The following is a 19,015-nucleotide window of genomic DNA, read 5'->3' as shown; positions in this document are numbered from 1 at the left end:
CCGGGGCCGAACACAGCGGCCGGCGCATGCAGGCCGCCTGCGGCGCACCGGTCGGCAGCGCACGCCGAATCGACTGACGCCCGGGCGGACGAGCAGCACTCAGCACGGCTGGACGATTGCTACGTCAGCGCAATCCCGACGGCACACCCGCACCCGGCGGCACCGCACGCCGACGATTGCGCTCATCCCCCGACAGCATCCAGGCCGCGAGCACACCACCGACCGCGCCGAACAGATGTCCCTGCCAGGAGATGCCCGGCGGCCCCGGCAGCACACCCCACAGCAGCGACCCGTATACCGCGAACACGATCAATCCGATGACGATCTGGCCGACGTGCCTGCCGAACCAGCCGCGCAGGATGATGAACGTCAGCCAGCCGAACACCAGCGCCGACGCGCCCAGATGCACCGTGCCCGATCCGCCGGTGAGCCAGGTGCCGACGCCCGCGACCACCCAGATGATCGCCGTCGCCGCGAGCCCGCGGCCGATGCCGGACACCAGGGCGAGGAACCCGAGCACCAGGACGGGCAGGGTATTGCTGATCAAATGCGCCCAGCCGCCGTGCAGGACCGGGGCGTAGAGGATGCCGGTGAGTCCGTCGAGCTGACGTGGTTCGATACCGGCCTGATCCAGGTCGACGCTGGAGACGGCGTCGAAACCTTCGATCACATACAGCGACGCCGTGAAGCCGACGACGATCATGGCGGCCTGAGCCCACACCGCGCCGAAGCGGCCGGGCTTAGCCGGCGGCCGTGGCGGTGCGGCGCCGGGCATCGGTGGACGTGTCTGCTGGGCGCGCAGCGCCGCGATCCGCTCGGGATCGAACGAGGCCCCGATTCCGGTACCACCACCGGTCACCGCCATCACCTCCTCGCTCGGCGCCGGAGCGATGCCCGGCGCCGGCTACGCGGTCCGTCGGCGGCGCGACACCGCCGAACGCACCTTCGAGGGTACCGGCGACCTCATGCCCAGAGCTGGCCGTCGAGGCGTTCCTCGGCCTCTTCCAGCGTGCCGTCGTAGGCGCCGGTGGACAGGTATTTCCAGCCGCCGTCGGCCACCACGAACGCGATATCGGCCCGGGTACCGGCCTTGACGGCCTTCCGCGCGACACCGAGCGCGGCATGCAGGATGGCGCCGGTGGAGATGCCGGCGAAGATGCCCTCCTCGAGCACGAGTTCCCGGGTGCGGCGCACCGCGTCGTAGGGGCCGACGGAGAAGCGGGTGGTCAGCACCGACTCGTCGTAGAGCTCGGGGATGAAACCCTCGTCGATATTGCGCAGGCCGTATACCAGCTCGCCGTAGCGCGGTTCGGCCGCGACGATCTCGATGTTCGGCACCTTCTCGCGCAGGAAACGGCCGGTGCCCATGAGCGTGCCGGTGGTGCCGAGACCGGCCACGAAATGGGTGATCTCAGGGAGGTCGGCGAGGATTTCCGGGCCGGTGGTCTCGTAGTGGGCAAGCGCGTTGGCCGGATTGCCGTACTGGTAGAGCATCACCCAGTCGGGGTTGTCGGCGGCGATCTGCTTGGCCATGGCGACGGCCTGGTTGGAGCCGCCGGCCGCCGGTGAATCGATGATCCGCGCGCCGAACATGGTGAGCAGCTGACGCCGCTCCACCGAAGTGTTCTCCGGCATCACGCACACCAGCTGATAGCCCTTGAGCTTGGCCGCCATGGCGAGCGAGATCCCGGTATTGCCGCTGGTCGGCTCCAGAATGGTGCAGCCGGGCGTCAGCAGACCGTCACGCTCGGCCTGTTCGATCATGCGCAAGGCCGGGCGATCCTTGATCGACCCGGTGGGGTTGCGATCCTCGAGCTTGGCCCACAACCGCACCGGATGCTCGCCCTCCCACTGCGGGGACAGGTTGCGCAAACCGACCAGCGGGGTGTTGCCGAGGGTCGCGATCAGCGATTCGTAGCGCGCCACTAGGGACTAGCCTCCGGCGACGGCGGGCAGGATGGTGACGCTCGCGCCCTCGGGGACCTCGGCCTCGAGACCGCCGGCGAAGCGCACGTCCTCGTCGTCGACGTAGATGTTGACGTAGCGGTTGAGCTTGCCGTCCTTGAGCAGCCGCTCCTTGAGCCCGGAGAAGTTGGCGTCCAGGTTCTCGATCAGTGCCGCCAGCGTGGCGCCCTCGGCCTCGACCCGCTTCTCACCCCCGGTCAACGGGCGCATGATGGTCGGGATGGACACGGTTACCGGCATCGGGGAACTCCTCGGGTTACTAACGAATATCGTTGGTGGTCAGTTGGTTTCGTAGCTGTCGACGATCTTCACCGGCTCCTCGGTGACCTCGCCGTCCAGGATCCGGTAGCTGCGCAGCTCGTGCCGCTCCGGATCGCGGGTGGAGATCAGCACGTAGTGGGCGTCCGGTTCGGAGGCGTAGGAGATGTCGGTGCGGCTCGGGTAGGCCTCGGTGGCGGTGTGGGAGTGGTAGATCACCACCGGCACCTCGTCGGCGTCGTCCATGGCGCGCCACACCTTCAGCTGCTCGGCCGAATCGAAGCGGTAGAAGGTGGGTGAGCGCTCGGCGTTGATCATCGCCACGAAACGTTCCGGGCGATCGGAGCCCTCCGGACCGGCAATGATGCCGCAGGCCTCGTCGGGGTGGTCGGCGCGCGCATGCGCCACCATCTCGTCGACGAGGTCGGCCCTGATCACGAGCACAATCGAACCCTTCCGCCTATCCGCACAGCCGTCACCGACCTGACACAGCCGTCAACGAGTGAGGATATTCGGGTATTCCGGGCAGGGTGCATCTGGCTCCTGACGGGGCCGTGACCAGCGGGGATCGGCGGCGGGATCCGCGGGGCAGGTTTCGGTGACGGGCGGCGGGCCCCGCACCCGGAACAACAGCGGCGCGGGGGCCGACAGCAGCAGCGCGGGACGACGGTGTACCGGGCCGGTGCCGGTGCGCAGAGCGGCCCAGGCGGGTAGCGGCAGCGGCAGCGGAGACGATTCAGCCGGGTAGTCCCTAAATCGGGCCGGCGTTCGCGGGTGGGCCGATCCGCGCGGCGGCAGTCGGGATCGACGACATGCGCGTGCAGGCACCACCGGCGAGACAACTGGCAGCGGAGGCAGGTCAGCCCGGGAACAGCTCGCGGTATGCGGAGATGCCCGCGATCGAGCGGGCCGAGAGGATGGCGTCGACGATGGCGCGTTCGACGCAGACCGCGGCGGCGGTGCACAGCTGGTCGATGAGCAGCAGGTCGGTGGGGAAAGCCGGGGGTAGCGGCGGGGGTTCCGGGGCGGTGGCGGTGCCGGTGGCGAGGGCGAAGATGGTGTCGCCGTCGAGCGGGGAATGCGCCGGGCGGATGGCGCGGGCCAGGCCGTCGTGGGCGGTGGTGGCCAGGCGGCGGGCGGCGAGGGTGTCCAGCGGGGCGTCGGTGGCGACGACGCCGATGGTGGTGTTGAGGATGGTGCCCTTGACCGGGAGGGCGTTGGCGACGGCGAGTTGTTCGGGGGTGGCGGGGGTGAGGCCGAAGCGTTCCGGGCCGTCGGTGCCCGCACCCCAGAGCAGGCCGGTGCGCGGATCGAACACCGAGCCGACCGGGTTGGCGACCATCAAGGCGGCCACCGTCATCCCGGCGGCGGGGCCGTCACCGAGGACAATGCTCGCGCTGCCGATCCCGCCTTTGATGGCGCCCGCTCGCGCGCCGACTCCCGCGCCGACGGTGCCGCGCTCGAAGTCGACAGCTGCCTCGGCGGCGGCGCGATAGCCGAACTCAGCGGTGGGCCGAATGTTCCAGTCCCCCACCGGAAGATCGAAGATCACAGCGCCGGGAACGATCGGCACCACCCGGCTCGGGTCGGCCGGATCCATCGGAATTCCGGCGCCGTTCTCCTCGTGCCACCGCATCACCCCGTCGGCGGCCGCAAGCCCGTACGCGCTGCCGCCGGTGAGCAGCACCGCATCCGCCCGCCGCACCGTGTTCAGCGGATCCAGCACATCGGTTTCCCTTGTGCCCGGTCCACCGCCGCGCACATCCACCGCCGCCACTGCCCCGCCCGGTACCCGGATCACCGTGCACCCGGTCGCCGCACCGGAACCGACGGTGGCGTCGTCATCGAGGATATGGTGATGCCCCACCAGCACGCCCGGCACATCGGTCAATGAATTACGCGCGCCCGCCACCGCATTCACGAGAACTCCTTGTCGCCGGTCCTGGAGGCGACGCTACCGCCCGCGGCGTAGACGTGCTGACAGCTCGGGTCCCGCCTGTGCGCGGGCGGCCGCGGCATACACGCGCTGACAGCCGGGGTCCCCACTTCCGTGCTGGCGACCGCGACATTCGCGCGCTGTCAGCCTGGTTCCGCTGGAGTGTGGGCGGCCGCGGGGAAGGTGTCGTGAGCGGCCTTCTCGACGGACGCCGTCGAGCTGTGGACCGCAGCTGACACTTGATCAGCGGGTTCGGGGTTCGAGACCGACCGAGCGAATGTGAGTTCGCACCGGTCTAGGGCGCGAGCGCCTGCAGCAGCGAATCCTGCATCCAGGTCAGCCAGTGGTAGACGTCCAGGTGCGGGGCGCGGGGGTCGTCGGGGTCGAATTGTTCGGGGGTGTCGGCGTCGATGCCGAGGACGGCGCCGAGGGCCAGGCGGACGTCGGTGAGGGCGGTGAGCCAGGCGTCGGCCTGTTCGGGGGTGATGATGATGCGGCCGCCGTCGGAGGGGCAGGTTTCCAGGACGACGGCGCCTGCGGCGAGTTTGGCGTCGATGATCTCGGGTTCGTGCAGGCTGCGCAGGGCGCTGTTGAGGTCGGCGCGGTCGGCGTCGGGGGAACCGGGTTCGCTGCGATGGAAGTCGGGCAGCAGCCGCAGCAGGCGGGGGTCATCGGGCGGGGCGGCGTTACCGGTGCGCAGGCCGGTGAGGGCGGCCAGGTCGTCGTCGGGGGCCGAGGACGCGCGCTCGGTGAGCAATCCGGAGACCGCACCGACCAGCGAACGCAGCACGCCGGCTTCCCGGGCGTCCATTTCGGATCGCAGTTTCAGACCGCTCAGCGAATTCTTCCGGCTCCACTTTCGCACGTCGCTACGGTAGCCGTCCGGATCAGTCGTCCCGCTGCATGGTCGCCCACAGGCCCGCGGCGTGTAGCCGGCGGACGTCTTGTTCCATTTTGTCCCGCGAGCCGGACGATACGACCGCCTTGCCCTCGTTGTGCACCTTGAGCATCAACTCGGTCGCCTTGGCTTTGCTGTAGCCGAACAGCTTCTGGAAGATGTAGGTCACGTAGTGCATGAGGTTGACCGGGTCGTCCCAGACGACCGTGACCCACGGCCGATCTTCCGCCTCCAGGATCTCGGTGTATTCCACCGCCTCGGGCGTCGCCTGTGCCGACAGCGTCGCGTTCGCGGCGACCGCGACGGCGCCGGCCGGGGCCGCGTCCGTCCGATAGCGGGGTGCTGTATTGCACAAGGCCATAACGTCAAGGGTACGACTAGCGACCGGATACACAACACCCGAGCATGATCGAATTCGCCGTTTCGGCCGTGATACGGGGCTCGCCTGCCTTATCATGCCGATTCGGTTCGCCCAGGTCGCGGCGGTATTGCCATTACAGTGGCAGCGTGGATCGCCGCGATGAGGTCACCAGCACCGCCCTGCTGACCGATCAGTACGAACTGACCATGCTCGCCGCCGCGCTGGCCGACGGTTCCGCGCACCGGCAATGCACCTTCGAATTGTTCGCCCGGCGATTGCCGCACGGGCGCCGCTACGGCGTCGTCGCGGGGACGGGGCGGCTGCTCGAGGCGCTGGGCGAGTTCCGTTTCGGTGAACCCGAGCTCGAGATCGTCTCCGGATTCCTGGACCGCGAGACCGTCGAATGGCTGCGCGATTTCCGCTTCACCGGCGATATCGACGGCTACGCCGAAGGCGAACTGTATTTTCCCGGCTCGCCGATCCTGTCGGTGCGCGGCAGCTTCGCCGAATGCGTGCTGCTGGAAACCCTCGCGCTGTCGATCCTCAATCACGACAGCGCCATCGCCTCGGCGGCCGCGCGCATGGTGAGTGCGGCGGCGCGGCGGCGGATGATCGAGATGGGGTCGCGGCGCACCCATGAGCTGGCCGCACCCGCCAGCGCCCGCGCCGCCTACCTGGCCGGATTCGACGCCACCTCGAACCTGGAAGCGGTGCGCCGCTTCGGCGTCCCCGGCGCCGGTACCAGCGCGCACGCGTTCACCCTGCTGCACAGCGGCGCCGACGGCGCGCACGAGGCCGCCGCGTTCCGCAGCCAGATCGACGCGCTCGGCATCGGCACCACCCTGCTCGTCGACACCTTCGACATCACCAAGGGCGTGGCCACCGCCATCGAGATCGCCGGACCGGAACTCGGCGGGGTGCGCATCGACTCGGGCGACCTGGGCGTGCTGGCCCGGCAGGTGCGCGATCAACTCGACGAACTCGGCGCCACCAAGACCCGCATCGTCGTCTCCGGTGATCTCGACGAGTACGCGATCGCCGCCCTGCGCGCCGAGCCGGTCGACGTCTACGGCGTCGGCACATCATTGGTCACCGGCTCCGGCGCGCCAACCGCCGGGATGGTCTACAAGCTGGTCGAGGTCGACGGCGTGCCGGTGGCCAAACGCAGCAGTCACAAGGAGTCGCGCGGTGGCACCAAGCGGGCGGTGCGGCTGGCGCGGCGCACCGGCACGATCGTCGAGGAGATCGTCTACCCGGCGGCGGGCGAGCGTCCGTCGGCGAACGGGTTCGAGATGCGCGAGTTGCTGGTGCCGCTGGTCCGTCAGGGCAAGGTCCTCGACCAGCCGAGCCTGACCGAAAGCCGCGACCTCGTCGCCCAGGGGCTGGTCTCGCTGCCGTGGGAAGGTCTCAAACTGTCCGCGGGTGACCCGGCCATCCCGACTACCTTCCTCGCCTGACCGGCACATCAAGGGCGCACGGGCCGTGGAGGTGCCTGCCGATCCACGCGAGGGCAGAATTGTTATATGGGTCGAGCACTGGTGATCGTGGACGTGCAGAACGACTTCTGCGAGGGCGGTTCGCTGGCCGTCGCTGGCGGAGCACGAGTGGCCGAGCGGATCAGCGCGCACGCGCGCGACCACGCCGACGAGTACGCGGCGGTGGTGGCGACCCGCGATTTCCACATCGATCCCGGCGCGCACTTCTCCGAGCAGCCCGATTTCGTGGACAGCTGGCCGCCGCACTGCCGGGTCGGCACGGCGGGCGCGGAGTTCCATCCGAACTTCGACACCACGCCGGTGCAGGAAGTGTTCTCCAAGGGCGCCTATGCGGCCGCGTACTCGGGATTCGAGGGCGCTGCCGAGGACGGCACGGCGCTGGCCGACTGGCTGAAAGCGCGCGATATCGACACGGTGGACGTCGTCGGGATCGCCACCGACCACTGCGTGCGGGCCACGGCCATGGACGCTGCGGCGTCGGGATTCGACACCCGTGTGCTGCTCGGGCTCACCGCGGCGGTCGCGCCGGAGACCACCGAGAAGGCGCTCGCGCAGCTGCGCGCGGCGGGCGTGGAGCTCGAGGGCGCGCTGGACGGCTGATCCAGCTCGAGCCGCATCGCACGATGCAGTGTGACACCGGTACTCGGCCGGCCGGGCGGCCGCGCAGCCGAGCGCATGTACGTCGCAGCGCCGACCGCCGGATCGGCATCGGCCGCGTTATCGGCGGGTAATCGCCAAACCGGGCGTGCGCGCGCCGACCGGGCACGGCTTGTCGGTGCCGCGCAGTAGGCTGCCGGGGTGCCCGAACTTCCGCCCGTCCCGGCCCTGTTGTCCGCTGCCGTCACCGCGCTCGGCGGCAAGGAACGGCCCGGTCAGGTGGCCATGGCCGCCGCGGTCGATCACGCCATCGACACCAAGGAACACCTGGCGGTGCAGGCCGGCACGGGCACCGGGAAATCGCTGGCCTACCTGGTGCCGAGCCTGCGGCACGCGGTGCGCACCGGGCGCACGGTGGTGGTGTCCACGGCGACGATCGCGCTGCAACGTCAGCTGGTCGATCGCGATCTGCCCCGCCTCGCCGACGCGCTCACCAAGCCCCTCGGCCGCACCCCGCAGTTCGCGATCCTCAAGGGCCGCAACAACTATCTGTGCCTGAACAAGATCAACAGCGCGATCCCGGACGAGCCGGCCGAGGCCGAACTGTTCGACGCGTTCGCGGTGTCGCGGCTGGGCCGGGAGGTGCAGCGGCTCAACGAATGGGCCTCCGACACCGAGACCGGCGACCGCGACGAACTCGCCCCCGGCGTGTCCGACCGGGCGTGGCGGCAGGTCAGCGTGTCGTCGCGGGAATGCCTGGGCAAGACGCGCTGCCCGTTCGGCCAGGATTGCTTCGCCGAAAAGGCCAGGGCCGAATCCGCGCAGGCCGATATCGTCGTCACCAATCACGCCCTGCTCGCCATCGACGCGATCAGCGGCATCCAGGTGCTGCCCGAACACGATGTGGTCGTCGTCGACGAGGCGCACGAACTGGTCGACCGGGTCACCGGCGTCGCCACCGCCGAACTGTCGGCCCTCGCGATCACCGCCGCCGCCCGGCGCTGCGCCAAGCTCATCGATGAACAAGAGGTGGACCGGCTCGAAGCCGCGGGCGACGCGCTGCACGCCGCCCTCGACGATCTGCCCGCGGCGCGCTGGGACGCGCTGCCCGACGGGATCGCGCCCGTGCTCGCGCTGGTCCGCGACGCCGCGTGGAACGCGCATACCGCGCTCGCCCCGCAGGGCAGCAGCACCCCGCAGGGCGATGCCGATACCGCCGCCGCCCGCACCCGCGCCGTCGCCGCCGTCGAGGAGGTACACGACGCCGCGGTGCGCGCGCTCAGCACCTTCGACGAACCCGATCCGGCGGCCCGCCGCGATGTGGTCTGGCTGGCCGCCGACGAACTGCGCGGCGTCACCCGCCGCACCCTGCGGATGGCGCCGCTGTCGGTGGGCGGGCTGCTGCGCAGCCGGCTGTTCGGCGCGTCCACGGTGGTGCTGACCTCGGCGACGCTGCAGATCGGCGGTTCGTTCGATGGCCTCGCGATCACCTGGGGGCTGCCCGCGCAGTCGTCGGGACGCACCGATACCGCCACCGCCAACGGCGCCGAAGCGCCGTCGGATACCGAGACGGTGCGCTGGAGCTCCCTCGATGTCGGTTCCCCGTTCGACCATGCGAAATCCGGCATCCTCTACGTCGCCAAACATCTGCCCGCACCCGGCCGCGACGGCCTGTCCCCCGCCTACCTCGACGAGATCGAACGGCTGATCACCGCGGCCGGTGGGCGCACCCTCGGCCTGTTCTCGTCGATGCGTGCCGCCAAGGCCGCCACCGAGGTCTTGCGCAACCGCCTGGACACGCCTGTGCTGTGCCAGGGCGAGGATTCCACCGGCGCGCTGGTCCGCAAGTTCGCCGACGACCCCGAGACCTCGCTGTTCGGCACCCTGTCGCTGTGGCAGGGCGTCGACGTGCCAGGCCCCTCGCTGAGTCTGGTGATCCTGGACCGCATTCCGTTCCCCCGCCCCGACGACCCGCTGCTCACCGCACGGCAGCGCGCGGTCGAATCGCGCGGCGGCAACGGCTTCATGTCCGTCGCCGCCAGCCACGCCGCCCTCCTACTGGCCCAGGGCACCGGCCGCCTGCTGCGCAGCGTCGACGACCGCGGCGTGGTCGCCATCCTCGACCCCCGCCTCGCCACCGCCCGCTACGGCGGCTACCTGCGCGCGTCGCTGCCGCCGTACTGGGAGACCAGCGATCCCGAGGTCGTCACCAAGGCGTTGCAACGGCTCACAGCGGCCGCCAAGGTCTGAGGCCGCCGCTCGGTGCCGGCGACTTGGTGCACCGCCGCGCAAGGACCAGCAGGCCGGAGAGCCGCGCGCCCACCGGACAGCTGCGCACCCACCGGATGGCACCCCACCGATCCGGCCGAACACCCACCCGATCGGCTGCGCCCGGTGCCCGATCAGCCGCACGCGCCGGATCACACGCACACCCACCGGGTCAGCCGCATACTCGCCCGATCAGCTGCACCTCCGCGGGATCAGCCGCACACGTGCCGGAGCCTCCACGCGTTCAACGGATCAGCCACACGCCCGCCCGACACCCGCAGGGTCGGCTGCGCCTGCCGGGGTCAGCCCCGCACGTGCAGGCCGAACCCGGTGCGACCAGCTGGTTCCAGTCCGGGCTTCAGTTGCAGCGACGGCAGTTCGTAGTCGCCGAAGTTCTGGGGGCGGAAGGGAATCGGGTCGGTTGATTCCAAGGTGAGCAGGCGCTGCTCCCATGCCTTGGCGGCGTCGGCGTAGGCATCGCTGGTCAGGCGATTGGCGCCGTAGACCACGAAGGGCGGCAGGACCTGGATGCCCGGGTAGTAGAGGATGCCGTGCTGGATCGGAAACAGCAGGTCGTCGATCGGCCCGTTGATTCCGCGTGGGCCATAGGAGGATTCCGGGCCGCCGATGGTGACCGACAGCAGCGCTCGGCGGCCGGCGAGGGTGCCTTCGCCGTAGCGTTCGCCGTATTTGGTGTCGCTGTGCTCGCCGACGCCGTAGGCGAAGCGGTAGGTGAACACCCGGTCGACCCAGCCTTTGAGGATCGCGGGCATCGAGTACCACCACAGCGGGAATTGGAAGATGATCGTGTCGGCCCACAGCAGTTTGTCCTGTTCGGCGCGCACGTCGGGGGTGAGGGCGCCGGTTTCGAAGGCCCGGCCGGAATCGCGGGCGACTCGCAGCGGGGTCGAGGCGGCGGAGCCGTAGTCGGCGGCATCGACGGCCGGTTTCCAGTTCATCGCGTACAGATCGCTCACCCGCACTTCGTGCCCGGCCGTTTCCAGCGTGGTCACCGCGAGGTCCTTGAGCGCGCTGTTGAGCGATGCCGGCTCTGGGTGGGCGTGGACGATCAGCGTCTTCATGAGAACTCCTTCGGATCGGATGGGTTCGATCCTGGGCGCCTCGACGCTCGGCATTCAGGGGCAGCGCGTCCGTCGGACGGGACTTCCTGGTATCGGCAGGACCACCTTCGCGAGCGCGGCCGCGGCCATACTGGGGCCATGGATGATCTGGCCGGCTTCTTGCGGACCCGGCGTTCCCGGGTCGACCCGGCGGACGTCGGCATCCCCACCGATCGCCGCCGCCGCGTCGTCGGGTTGCGGCGCGAAGAGGTCGCGCATCTGTCCGGGGTCAGCGTCGACTACTACGTGCGCCTCGAACAGGGCCGCGCCACCCAGCCCTCCGAGCAGATCCTCGACGCGCTCGCCCGCGTCCTCGGCCTGGACGAGACCGAACGCGAACATCTCTACCGGCTCGCACGCCAGCGCCGCCGCCGCGCGAAGGTGCCCGCGGCCCGGCTGCGACCGGAGCTGTTGCGGGTGCTCGACCTGGTCGCCGACGCGCCCGCGCTGATCATGGACCATCGCCTCGACGTGCTCGCGGGCAACCGCCTCGCGGAATTGCTCTACGGACGACCGCTGGCGGGCCTGAACACCGCCCGGCACATCTTCCTGGAAGAGGAGCACCGCGGCCTGTACGCGGACTGGGAGACCTGCACCCTCGACGCCGTCGGTCACCTGCGCCTGGCCGCAGGCAAATACCCCGACGACCCGCGCCTGGCCTCGCTCATCGGCGAACTCGCCATGGGCAGCGAACGTTTCCGCAAACTCTGGGCCCGCGCCGACGTCCGCGCCCGCACCCACGGCCGCAAGGCCTACCACCACCCGCTGGTCGGCCTGCTCGAACTGCACCAGGAGAACTTCGCGCTCCCCGACGAATCGGGCATGGAACTGCTGGTGCTGTCCGCCGAACCGAACAGCCCGACCGAAGACGGGCTGCGTCTACTCGCGGGCCTCGGCGCCCCCGCCGCCGACGCCGTCGCCGAGAGTCACATCACCGAGGCATCGCCCGAGTAGCGTCCTCGCTGATGTGACTCTCGCGCGGCGATCCACTATTCGCGCACTGCGACCGCATCTACCTCGAAGAGCATGCCCGGCAGAGCGAGGGCTGCGACGCCGGTTAGCGTCTGGGTGGGTGGCTGCTTGCCCCAGATTTCGGCGATCTTCTCCCCGAGCACCGCCAGTTTGGGCAGGTCGTGGTCGACGATGTGGGTGCGCAATTGGGCGACGTCGGCGTAGTCCAGGCCCACCGAACGCAGGGCGATGCCGAGGTTGGCGAACGCGCGGTCGACCTGATCGCCGAAATCCTCGCTGGTGGTGTGGCCGTCGGCGTCGGAATCGTATTGGCCGGCAATGAAAACCAGTTCGCCGCGCACTCGCGCGACATGGCTGTAGCCGAATCCGGTCGGGTCGTGCAGGCCGTCGGGGTTGCTGATCTCGATGCTCACCATCGTCTCCTTGGTCAATGTCGGTCGACGTGGAGATGACGACGCAGCGCCGGCGAGTGTGACACCGGGCCCGATCAGGCCAGCGGCAGTGCCTTCCACCAGTCCATGAACTCCTCCGGGGTCTTGAATTTCCCGGCGGTGTAGAGCAGGTATTCCTCGCGGTCGGCGATCGGGAAGCCGGTCACCATGGCGTGTTCCTTGGGGTCTTTGCCCGCGAGGTGATAGTTCTCGTAGATCACCGAGCCGTTGACGTCGCTGGTGATGTCCATCGGCCGCATCGCGTCGAGCACCTGCCGAACGTCTTGTCCTGACCCATATTTCAGCAGGTAGTAGTCGGTGCGGCCGTCGTAGCAGTGCCAGGCACCGGCCCATTCGCCGAAATCGGGTCCGTCGGCGTTCTGCCCTTTCCACAGCTCTCGCCCCTGGGAAGGGTCCTGGGACATGCAGGTGTGGCCGTTGAACCCGATGCCGAGATCGGTGCCGGGCACCAGGTTCGGGAACTCCTCGCTGATCGCCTCGATCGCGGTGGGGCCCTTATCCCCGGGGAGGTTCGCGACGACAACGGCAGCAACCAGCGCGACGACCACCGCCGCCACCGACAACCCGATCAGCAAACCCTTGCGTGAGCGCGCCGCGACCGACCGCCCCTGCGGTACCGCATTCGTCGCGGCACCTGCTGGCTGCGACAACGGCTGTGACCTCGGCGAACCGGGCGGTCCACCCGGCCGCCCGCCCGCCCCGACAGGCCGCGCTGACGGTTGCGCCACGATCGGCTGCCCGTGCCCGGTCGCCATCGGCGCCTGCATCGCTCCGGCCGCCCGCACATGCGGCCCCGACGCCGCCCGATGCGGAGCCGACGGGTGCGCGAGCGATCCCGACGAATGTGCGAGCGGTCCCGACGGATACGCGTGGGGCCCTGACGGATACGCAGGCGAACCCGACGGATACGCGTGCGCCCCCGACGAATACCCACCGGCCGCCCGCCCGGACGCCGAAGGGTGCACCCCACCACCCAGCGCCGCCCGCACCGCGTCCGCGAATTCGGCACAGCTACCGAATCTTTCCCCCGGCCGCTTGGCCAGCGCCCGCGCCATCACCGCATCGAGCGCCACTGGCAAACCATGCCGGACGCTGCTCAATGCCGGCGGCGGATGCTGCAGATGACCCTGGATGACGGCCACCGGATGCGGCGAGGAGAACGGCGCGGTGCCCGTCAGCATCCAGAACAGGCTGCACGCCAGCGAATACTGATCGGTGCGGTGATCGAGCGGGGCGCCGGTGAGCTGTTCGGGCGAGGCGTAGGCGATGGTGGCGGTGAACGAACCGGTCTGGGTGAGGTGACCGCCGTCGTCACGGAGCCGGGCGATGCCGAAGTCTGTGAGGTAGACCCGTTCGGGCCCGGTGTGCGCGCTGGAGAGCAGGATGTTGGCCGGTTTCACGTCCCGGTGCAGCACCCCCATGCTGTGCGCGAAATCCAGGGCCTGCGCGGTATCGGCGATGATCTGCACCGCGCGCAGCACCGGCAGCGTATTCGGGTCCAGCGACGCGGCATCGACGCCGTCGATGTACTGCATCGAGATCCACAGCTGCGCGTCCTCGACGCCGCGGTCGTAGACGGTGACGATGTTCGGATGGTCGAGCTGGGCGGCGAGATCGGCTTCGCGCTCGAATCGAGCCCGGGTTTCCTTGTCGTCGAACAGGTCCGGATTCAGCAGCTTGAGCGCGGTGCGCCGGGGCAGGCGCGGATGTTTGGCGAGGTAGACCGATCCCATCCCGCCGCGGCCGAGCCGGCGTTCGATCTGATATCCGGCGAAGACCGAACCCGGTTGCACGTGCGGCCCCTCCTAGTCCGATCTGTCGAGCACGCCGATCCTATCGGTCGGGCCACCTCGCGGCCCGCCCGCCTGCTCGCGCCCTCCCCGCAAACGCCGATGCGGCGCGGTGATCGCCTCACCGCGCCGCATCGAAAACCTCGGTTACAGCAGACCCTTGAGGATCAGCGTCAGCACACCGGTCGCGACGGCCAGCGCCACCGCACCGACGCCCCACGCGAAACCGGCGCGGTACCAGGCGCGCCCGTGATCGAGCGAGAACCGGCCCGGTCCGGTGAAGGCCACGGCCACCGCGACGGTCGCGAACAGCAGGCCCATCTCGTAGCCGGCGGCCGCGTCCAACATGCCGCCGCCCCACATCACGTGGATGACGTTGATCATGGTGCCGAGCACGACCGCCGCGGCCAGCGGGGTGAACAGGCCCAGCAGCAACAGCAGACCGCCGAAGAATTCGCTCAGCCCGGCCAGGGTGCCGAACAGATCACCCGGGTTGTAGCCCATGGCCTCGAAGTTCGCGTTGTTGGCCGACAGGCCGGGGCCGTCGAACCAGCCGAACAGCTTCTGGGCGCCGTGGGCGGCGAGCAGGCCGCCGAAGACGACCCGCAGCACCAGCAGACCGATATCGGAAGAGACGTTGTCGTAGCGAGTGGTGACGTTCAGACGCTCGAGCGTCGAGTTGGTGGTCATAGGTGGTGTCCTCATCATCGTGCGGTCTGATCGAACCCGTTAGCTTCGCAAAGCAAGCGGACTACGGTCCGATTGTTTCACTGGACACACCAACCACGCGACCGGAGAACCTATTCCGCGAGGAAGAAGAAGTATCCGAGGAAAATCACCATCAGCGCCCACATGGCCGGGTGGACCTCTTTGATCTTGCCCTTGGCGACCATCACCACCGGATAGAACAGCATGCCCATGGCCAGGCCGTTCGCGATCGAATAGGTCAGCGGCATCATGATGATCGTGATGAACGCGGGCACCGCGAACTCGAGCCGCTGCCAATCGATCTCACCGAGCGAACGCGCCATCAGCACCCCGACGACGATCAGCGCCGCCGACGAGACCGCACCGGACTTCGCGACCACCTCGAACACCGGGAAACAGAACATCGCCACCGCGAACCAGCCCGCCGTCGCCACCGCCGTCAGCCCGGTGCGCCCACCCGCGGACACGCCCGCGGTCGACTCCACATAGGCCGTGGTGGTGGAGGTGCCGATGATCGCGCCGGCCGTGGTGCCCACCGAATCGGCGGCCAGCGCACTGGCCGCGCGCGGCAGCTTGCCGTCCTTGTCCAGCAGCCCGGCCTGGTTCGCGACGCCGATGAGAGTGCCGGAGGCATCGAAGAAATCGACGAACAGCATGGTCAGCACCACGACGATCATCTGACCGGTGAAGGCATCGGGCAGATGGATGATCGCCTGGCCGAAGGTCTCGTCCAGCCCGCGCGGCAGCGCGGCGATGCCATCGGGCAGATCCACCAGCCCGCTGATCATGCCGACGATGGTGGTCAGCACGATGCCGTAGAGCACCGCGCCGTGCCAGCCGAGCACCACGAACACCACCGTGACCACCAGACCGAACAGCGCGAGCAGGGTGGTGCCCTTGGTGAAATCACCGAGCGCGACGAAGGTGGCCTCGTTGGCGACCACGATGCCTGCGTTCTTCAACCCGAGGAACGCCACGAACATGCCGATACCCGCCCCGACCGCGAGCTTCATCTGCATCGGAATCGCGTTCAGGATGCGTTCGCGAATCTTGGTCACCGCGAGAATGAAGAAGATGACACCCGACAGGAACGTCCCCGACAACGCCACCTGCCACGGAATCCCCATCCCGAGCACCACCGAATAGGCGAAGAACGCGTTGAGGCCCATGCCCGGCGCCAGCGCGACCGGATACTTGGCCCACAACCCCATCACCAGCGTGCCGAACACCGCCGCCACCGCCGTCGCGGTGAATACCGCCTGGGTGGGAATGCCCAGCTCACCGAGGACGCCGTGGTCGCCGAGCACCGACGGGTTCACCGCCAGCACATACGACATGGCCAGGAACGTGACGGTGCCCGCCATCAGCTCCCGTTTGACGGTCGAGCCGTTCGAGCTGACACCGAAATAGTTATCGATATGACCCCGGGTTCGGGTCAGCACGTCGATGGCCATGGAGGTACTCCAGTCGGGAACGAATGAGCGGGGTGCTCCGAGACGTTATCCGATACTGGACCAACAAGCCTGGTCAGGCACCTGAAACAGTGATATGCGCGACCCGGAGTCCGCCGGACCGAGCCGCCGAGCCTCACGCGCTGGGTGCGGCGACCAACCCCAACTCGGCATCAGAGGCCAGCAGCTCGCTGTGTGGCAGCACCCGCACCGTGTAGCCCACCGCCCCCGACAGCGACACCGGCGTTTCGATCTCGAACAGCTCGAGACCGGAGTCGGAACCGGTGTGCTTCATCGGCATGGTGGTGACATCGGACAGGTCGTCGGCCGGCGAGACCCGCCCGAGCACCGCCTGCACCGTGACGTCCTCCGGGGCCAGCCCACCGAGATCGATCCGCGCCGTCAACGACAGCGGCGCGCCGATGATCGGCGTGTCCGGCAGGCCCGCGCTGTCGACCTGCACCACCCGCACCGACGGCCACGCCGACTCCACTCGCCGCCGGTATTCGGCCACGGCGCGGGCACCGGCGAAATCATCGGCGACCGCGCGACGGCCGGCGGCCGCGGCGGGCGCGTAGTACTCCAGCGCGTAATCGCGCACCATCCGCGAGGCCAGCACCTTCGGGCCCAGGGTCTGGAGGGTGTGGCGCACCATCTCCACCCAGCGCACCGGCATCCCGGTCTCGTCGCGGTCGTAGAAGCGCGGGGCCACCGAGCGTTCGAACAATTCGTAGAGGGCGGCGGCCTCGAGGTCGTCGCGGCGGTGCTCGTCGCGGATGCCGTCGGCGGTGGGGATGACCCAGCCGTTCTCCCCGTCGTACATCTCGTCCCACCAGCCGTCCCGGATGGACAGGTTGAGCCCGCCGTTGAGCGCCGACTTCATCCCGGAGGTACCGCAGGCCTCGAGCGGGCGCAGCGGATTGTTCAACCACACATCGCAGCCCCAGTACAGGTATCGGGCCATCGACATGTCGTAGTCGGGCAGGAAGACGATGCGGTGGCGCACCTCGGGATCGTCGGCGAACCGCACCACCTGCTGGATGAGCGCCTTGCCGCCGTCGTCGGCGGGGTGGCTCTTTCCGGCGACGACCAGCTGCACCGGCCGGTCCGGATCGAGCAGCAGCGAACGCAGGCGGTCGGGGTCGCGCAGCATCAGCGTCAGCCGCTTGTAGGTGGGCACGCGGCGGGCGAATCCGACGGTCAGTACCTCGGGATCGAATACGCCGTCGATCCAGCCCAATTCGGCCTCGGCCGCCCCGCGCTGCAACCACGACACCCGCAGCCGGCGGCGCACCTCGTCGACCAGGGTGGCGCGCAGGGTATTGCGGGTCGACCAGAGTTCGGCGGCGTCGACGTCACACAGCTTCTCCCAGCCGCGCGCCTCCTCCACCAGCTCGGCACCGATCCGCTCGCGGGCCTTGTCGATCCACTCGCGCGCCGCCCAGGTGGGCGCGTGCACGCCATTGGTGATCGAGCCGATCGGCACCTCCGCGGCATCGAATCCGGGCCACAGCGCGGCGAACATCTCCCGGCTGACCTCGCCGTGCAGCTGCGACACCCCGTTCGCGCGCTGCGCCAGCCGCAGACCCATATGCGCCATGTTGAACACCGACGGATCCGACTCACGCCCCAACCCGACGATGCGATCCACCGACAACCCGGGCAGCAACGCCGATTCGGCTTCCCCGTGCGGGCCACCGAAATACCTGCGCACCATCGGCATCGGGAACCGGTCGATACCCGCGGGCACCGGCGTATGGGTGGTGAACACGGTGCCGGCCCGCACCGCCGCCAGCGCCGCGTCGAAATCCAATCCGGCCGCGACGTATTCGCGGATCCGCTCGAGCCCGAGGAAACCGGCGTGGCCCTCGTTCATATGGAACACGTCCGGATCGGGCAGTCCCTCGGCGCGGGTGAACGCACGCACCGCGCGCACACCACCGATGCCGGCCAGGATCTCCTGTTTGATGCGATGGTCCTGATCGCCGCCGTAGAGCCGGTCGGTGACCGCGCGCAGCTCCGGATCGTTGTCGGCGATATCGGAATCCAGCAGCAGCAGCGGCACCCGCCCGACCTGTGCGATCCACACCCGGGCCCGCAACACCCGGCGATCGGGCATGCCCACGTGGATCAGCACCGGCGAGCCGTCGACGGTCAGCAGTCGCAGCGGCAGACCCTGCGGATCCAGCGCCGGGTAGTGCTCGGCCTGCCAGCCGTCGGCGGTCAGCGACTGCCGGAAGTATCCCGAGCGATACAGCAGCCCTACCCCGATGAGCGGCAGACCCAGATCGGAGGCGGCCTTGAGGTGATCGCCCGCGAGGATGCCGAGGCCGCCGGAGTAGTTCGGCAAGACCTCGGTGACGCCGAACTCCATCGAGAAATACGCCACCCCGCGCACCTCGGTCCCGCGCCGCTGGAACCAGCCCGGGGTCTGCAGGTACTCGCGCAGATCCGCGGCCGCGGCATCCACCCGGGCGGTGTAGCCGGGATCGGCGGCCAGCTCGTCGAGCCGTTCGGCGGGTACCTCGCCCAGCATCCGCACCGGGTCGTGGCCGACCTCGAGCCAGCGCGCCGGGTCGAGCTCGGCGAACAGATCCTGCGTCGGACCATGCCATGACCAGCGCAGATTCGTCGACAATTCACCCAGCGCCGACAGACGCTCGGGCAGATGGGCGCGGACTGTGAACCGACGCAGTGCCTTCACCAGCCGAACCCTACCCAACAATGTCAGCCCGGGTAGAC

At 69.3% G+C, this 19,015-nt stretch carries 17 protein-coding genes; 4 read left to right on the top strand and 13 right to left on the bottom strand.

The window, feature by feature from the left end; translation table 11 throughout:
• Window positions 1–124: 124 nt before the first annotated feature.
• The 7 genes from NOCYR_RS05920 to clpS all read right to left on the bottom strand — a co-directional run bounded on the left by NOCYR_RS05920 (window position 125) and on the right by clpS (window position 5,418).
• On the bottom strand, window positions 125–775 hold the full coding sequence (locus NOCYR_RS05920) for a rhomboid family intramembrane serine protease (protein ID WP_048833941.1): 651 nt from the start codon (window positions 773–775) through the stop codon (window positions 125–127).
• Window positions 776–963: 188 nt separating this feature from the next.
• Window positions 964–1,926 (bottom strand): PLP-dependent cysteine synthase family protein, encoded by a 963-nt coding sequence (locus NOCYR_RS05915; protein WP_014349444.1) that lies wholly within the window; start codon window positions 1,924–1,926, stop codon window positions 964–966.
• A gap of 6 nt (window positions 1,927–1,932) precedes the next feature.
• Window positions 1,933–2,205: a MoaD/ThiS family protein gene (locus NOCYR_RS05910; protein ID WP_014349443.1), complete on the bottom strand. Its 273-nt coding sequence runs from the start codon at window positions 2,203–2,205 to the stop codon at window positions 1,933–1,935.
• Window positions 2,206–2,244: 39 nt separating this feature from the next.
• Window positions 2,245–2,667: a Mov34/MPN/PAD-1 family protein gene (locus tag NOCYR_RS05905; RefSeq protein ID WP_014349442.1), complete on the bottom strand. Its 423-nt coding sequence runs from the start codon at window positions 2,665–2,667 to the stop codon at window positions 2,245–2,247.
• Between the two features lie 415 nt (window positions 2,668–3,082).
• Complete coding sequence (locus NOCYR_RS05900) at window positions 3,083–4,144, bottom strand: P1 family peptidase (RefSeq protein WP_014349441.1); 1,062 nt, start codon at window positions 4,142–4,144, stop codon at window positions 3,083–3,085.
• Between the two features lie 310 nt (window positions 4,145–4,454).
• On the bottom strand, window positions 4,455–5,024 hold the full coding sequence (locus NOCYR_RS05895; RefSeq protein ID WP_048832922.1) for a DUF2017 domain-containing protein: 570 nt from the start codon (window positions 5,022–5,024) through the stop codon (window positions 4,455–4,457).
• 22 nt (window positions 5,025–5,046) lie between these two features.
• Window positions 5,047–5,418: an ATP-dependent Clp protease adapter ClpS gene (gene clpS, locus NOCYR_RS05890; RefSeq protein WP_014349439.1), complete on the bottom strand. Its 372-nt coding sequence runs from the start codon at window positions 5,416–5,418 to the stop codon at window positions 5,047–5,049.
• Window positions 5,419–5,564: 146 nt separating this feature from the next.
• Here clpS and NOCYR_RS05885 point away from each other — a divergent pair, with 146 nt between their 5' ends.
• From NOCYR_RS05885 to NOCYR_RS05875, 3 genes are all read left to right on the top strand, one after another.
• Window positions 5,565–6,875, top strand: a complete 1,311-nt coding sequence (locus NOCYR_RS05885; protein ID WP_014349438.1) for a nicotinate phosphoribosyltransferase — start codon at window positions 5,565–5,567, stop codon at window positions 6,873–6,875.
• A gap of 66 nt (window positions 6,876–6,941) precedes the next feature.
• Window positions 6,942–7,514, top strand: a complete 573-nt coding sequence (locus NOCYR_RS05880; RefSeq protein ID WP_014349437.1) for an isochorismatase family protein — start codon at window positions 6,942–6,944, stop codon at window positions 7,512–7,514.
• 198 nt (window positions 7,515–7,712) lie between these two features.
• Entirely contained in the window at window positions 7,713–9,761 is a 2,049-nt protein-coding gene (locus NOCYR_RS05875; RefSeq protein WP_014349436.1) for an ATP-dependent DNA helicase, read from the top strand.
• Window positions 9,762–10,081: 320 nt separating this feature from the next.
• Here NOCYR_RS05875 and NOCYR_RS05870 read toward each other — a convergent pair whose 3' ends face one another.
• A complete protein-coding gene (locus NOCYR_RS05870; protein WP_014349435.1) occupies window positions 10,082–10,861 on the bottom strand; it encodes an NAD(P)H-dependent oxidoreductase in 780 nt (259 codons plus the stop codon).
• A gap of 138 nt (window positions 10,862–10,999) precedes the next feature.
• Here NOCYR_RS05870 and NOCYR_RS05865 point away from each other — a divergent pair, with 138 nt between their 5' ends.
• The gene (locus NOCYR_RS05865; protein ID WP_014349434.1) at window positions 11,000–11,854 is read left to right on the top strand and encodes a helix-turn-helix transcriptional regulator; all 855 of its coding nucleotides are present in this window, start codon (window positions 11,000–11,002) and stop codon (window positions 11,852–11,854) included.
• 35 nt (window positions 11,855–11,889) lie between these two features.
• Here NOCYR_RS05865 and NOCYR_RS05860 read toward each other — a convergent pair whose 3' ends face one another.
• The 5 genes from NOCYR_RS05860 to glgP form a co-directional block, all read right to left on the bottom strand.
• Window positions 11,890–12,288: a RidA family protein gene (locus tag NOCYR_RS05860; protein WP_218582947.1), complete on the bottom strand. Its 399-nt coding sequence runs from the start codon at window positions 12,286–12,288 to the stop codon at window positions 11,890–11,892.
• Window positions 12,289–12,359: 71 nt separating this feature from the next.
• Window positions 12,360–14,057, bottom strand: coding sequence for a serine/threonine-protein kinase (locus NOCYR_RS05855; RefSeq protein WP_148280815.1), 1,698 nt, complete (start codon window positions 14,055–14,057; stop codon window positions 12,360–12,362).
• Window positions 14,058–14,261: 204 nt separating this feature from the next.
• Window positions 14,262–14,804: a DoxX family protein gene (locus NOCYR_RS05850; RefSeq protein WP_014349431.1), complete on the bottom strand. Its 543-nt coding sequence runs from the start codon at window positions 14,802–14,804 to the stop codon at window positions 14,262–14,264.
• A 110-nt stretch (window positions 14,805–14,914) separates the two neighbouring features.
• Window positions 14,915–16,276, bottom strand: a complete 1,362-nt coding sequence (locus NOCYR_RS05845; protein WP_014349430.1) for an NCS2 family permease — start codon at window positions 16,274–16,276, stop codon at window positions 14,915–14,917.
• 133 nt (window positions 16,277–16,409) lie between these two features.
• Entirely contained in the window at window positions 16,410–18,977 is a 2,568-nt protein-coding gene (gene glgP, locus NOCYR_RS05840; RefSeq protein ID WP_014349429.1) for an alpha-glucan family phosphorylase, read from the bottom strand.
• Window positions 18,978–19,015: the final 38 nt, after the last annotated feature.

It is taken from the genome of Nocardia cyriacigeorgica GUH-2, assembly GCF_000284035.1.
Classification (GTDB): domain Bacteria; phylum Actinomycetota; class Actinomycetes; order Mycobacteriales; family Mycobacteriaceae; genus Nocardia; species Nocardia cyriacigeorgica_B.
This window is presented reverse-complemented; position numbering and strand designations above follow the sequence as displayed.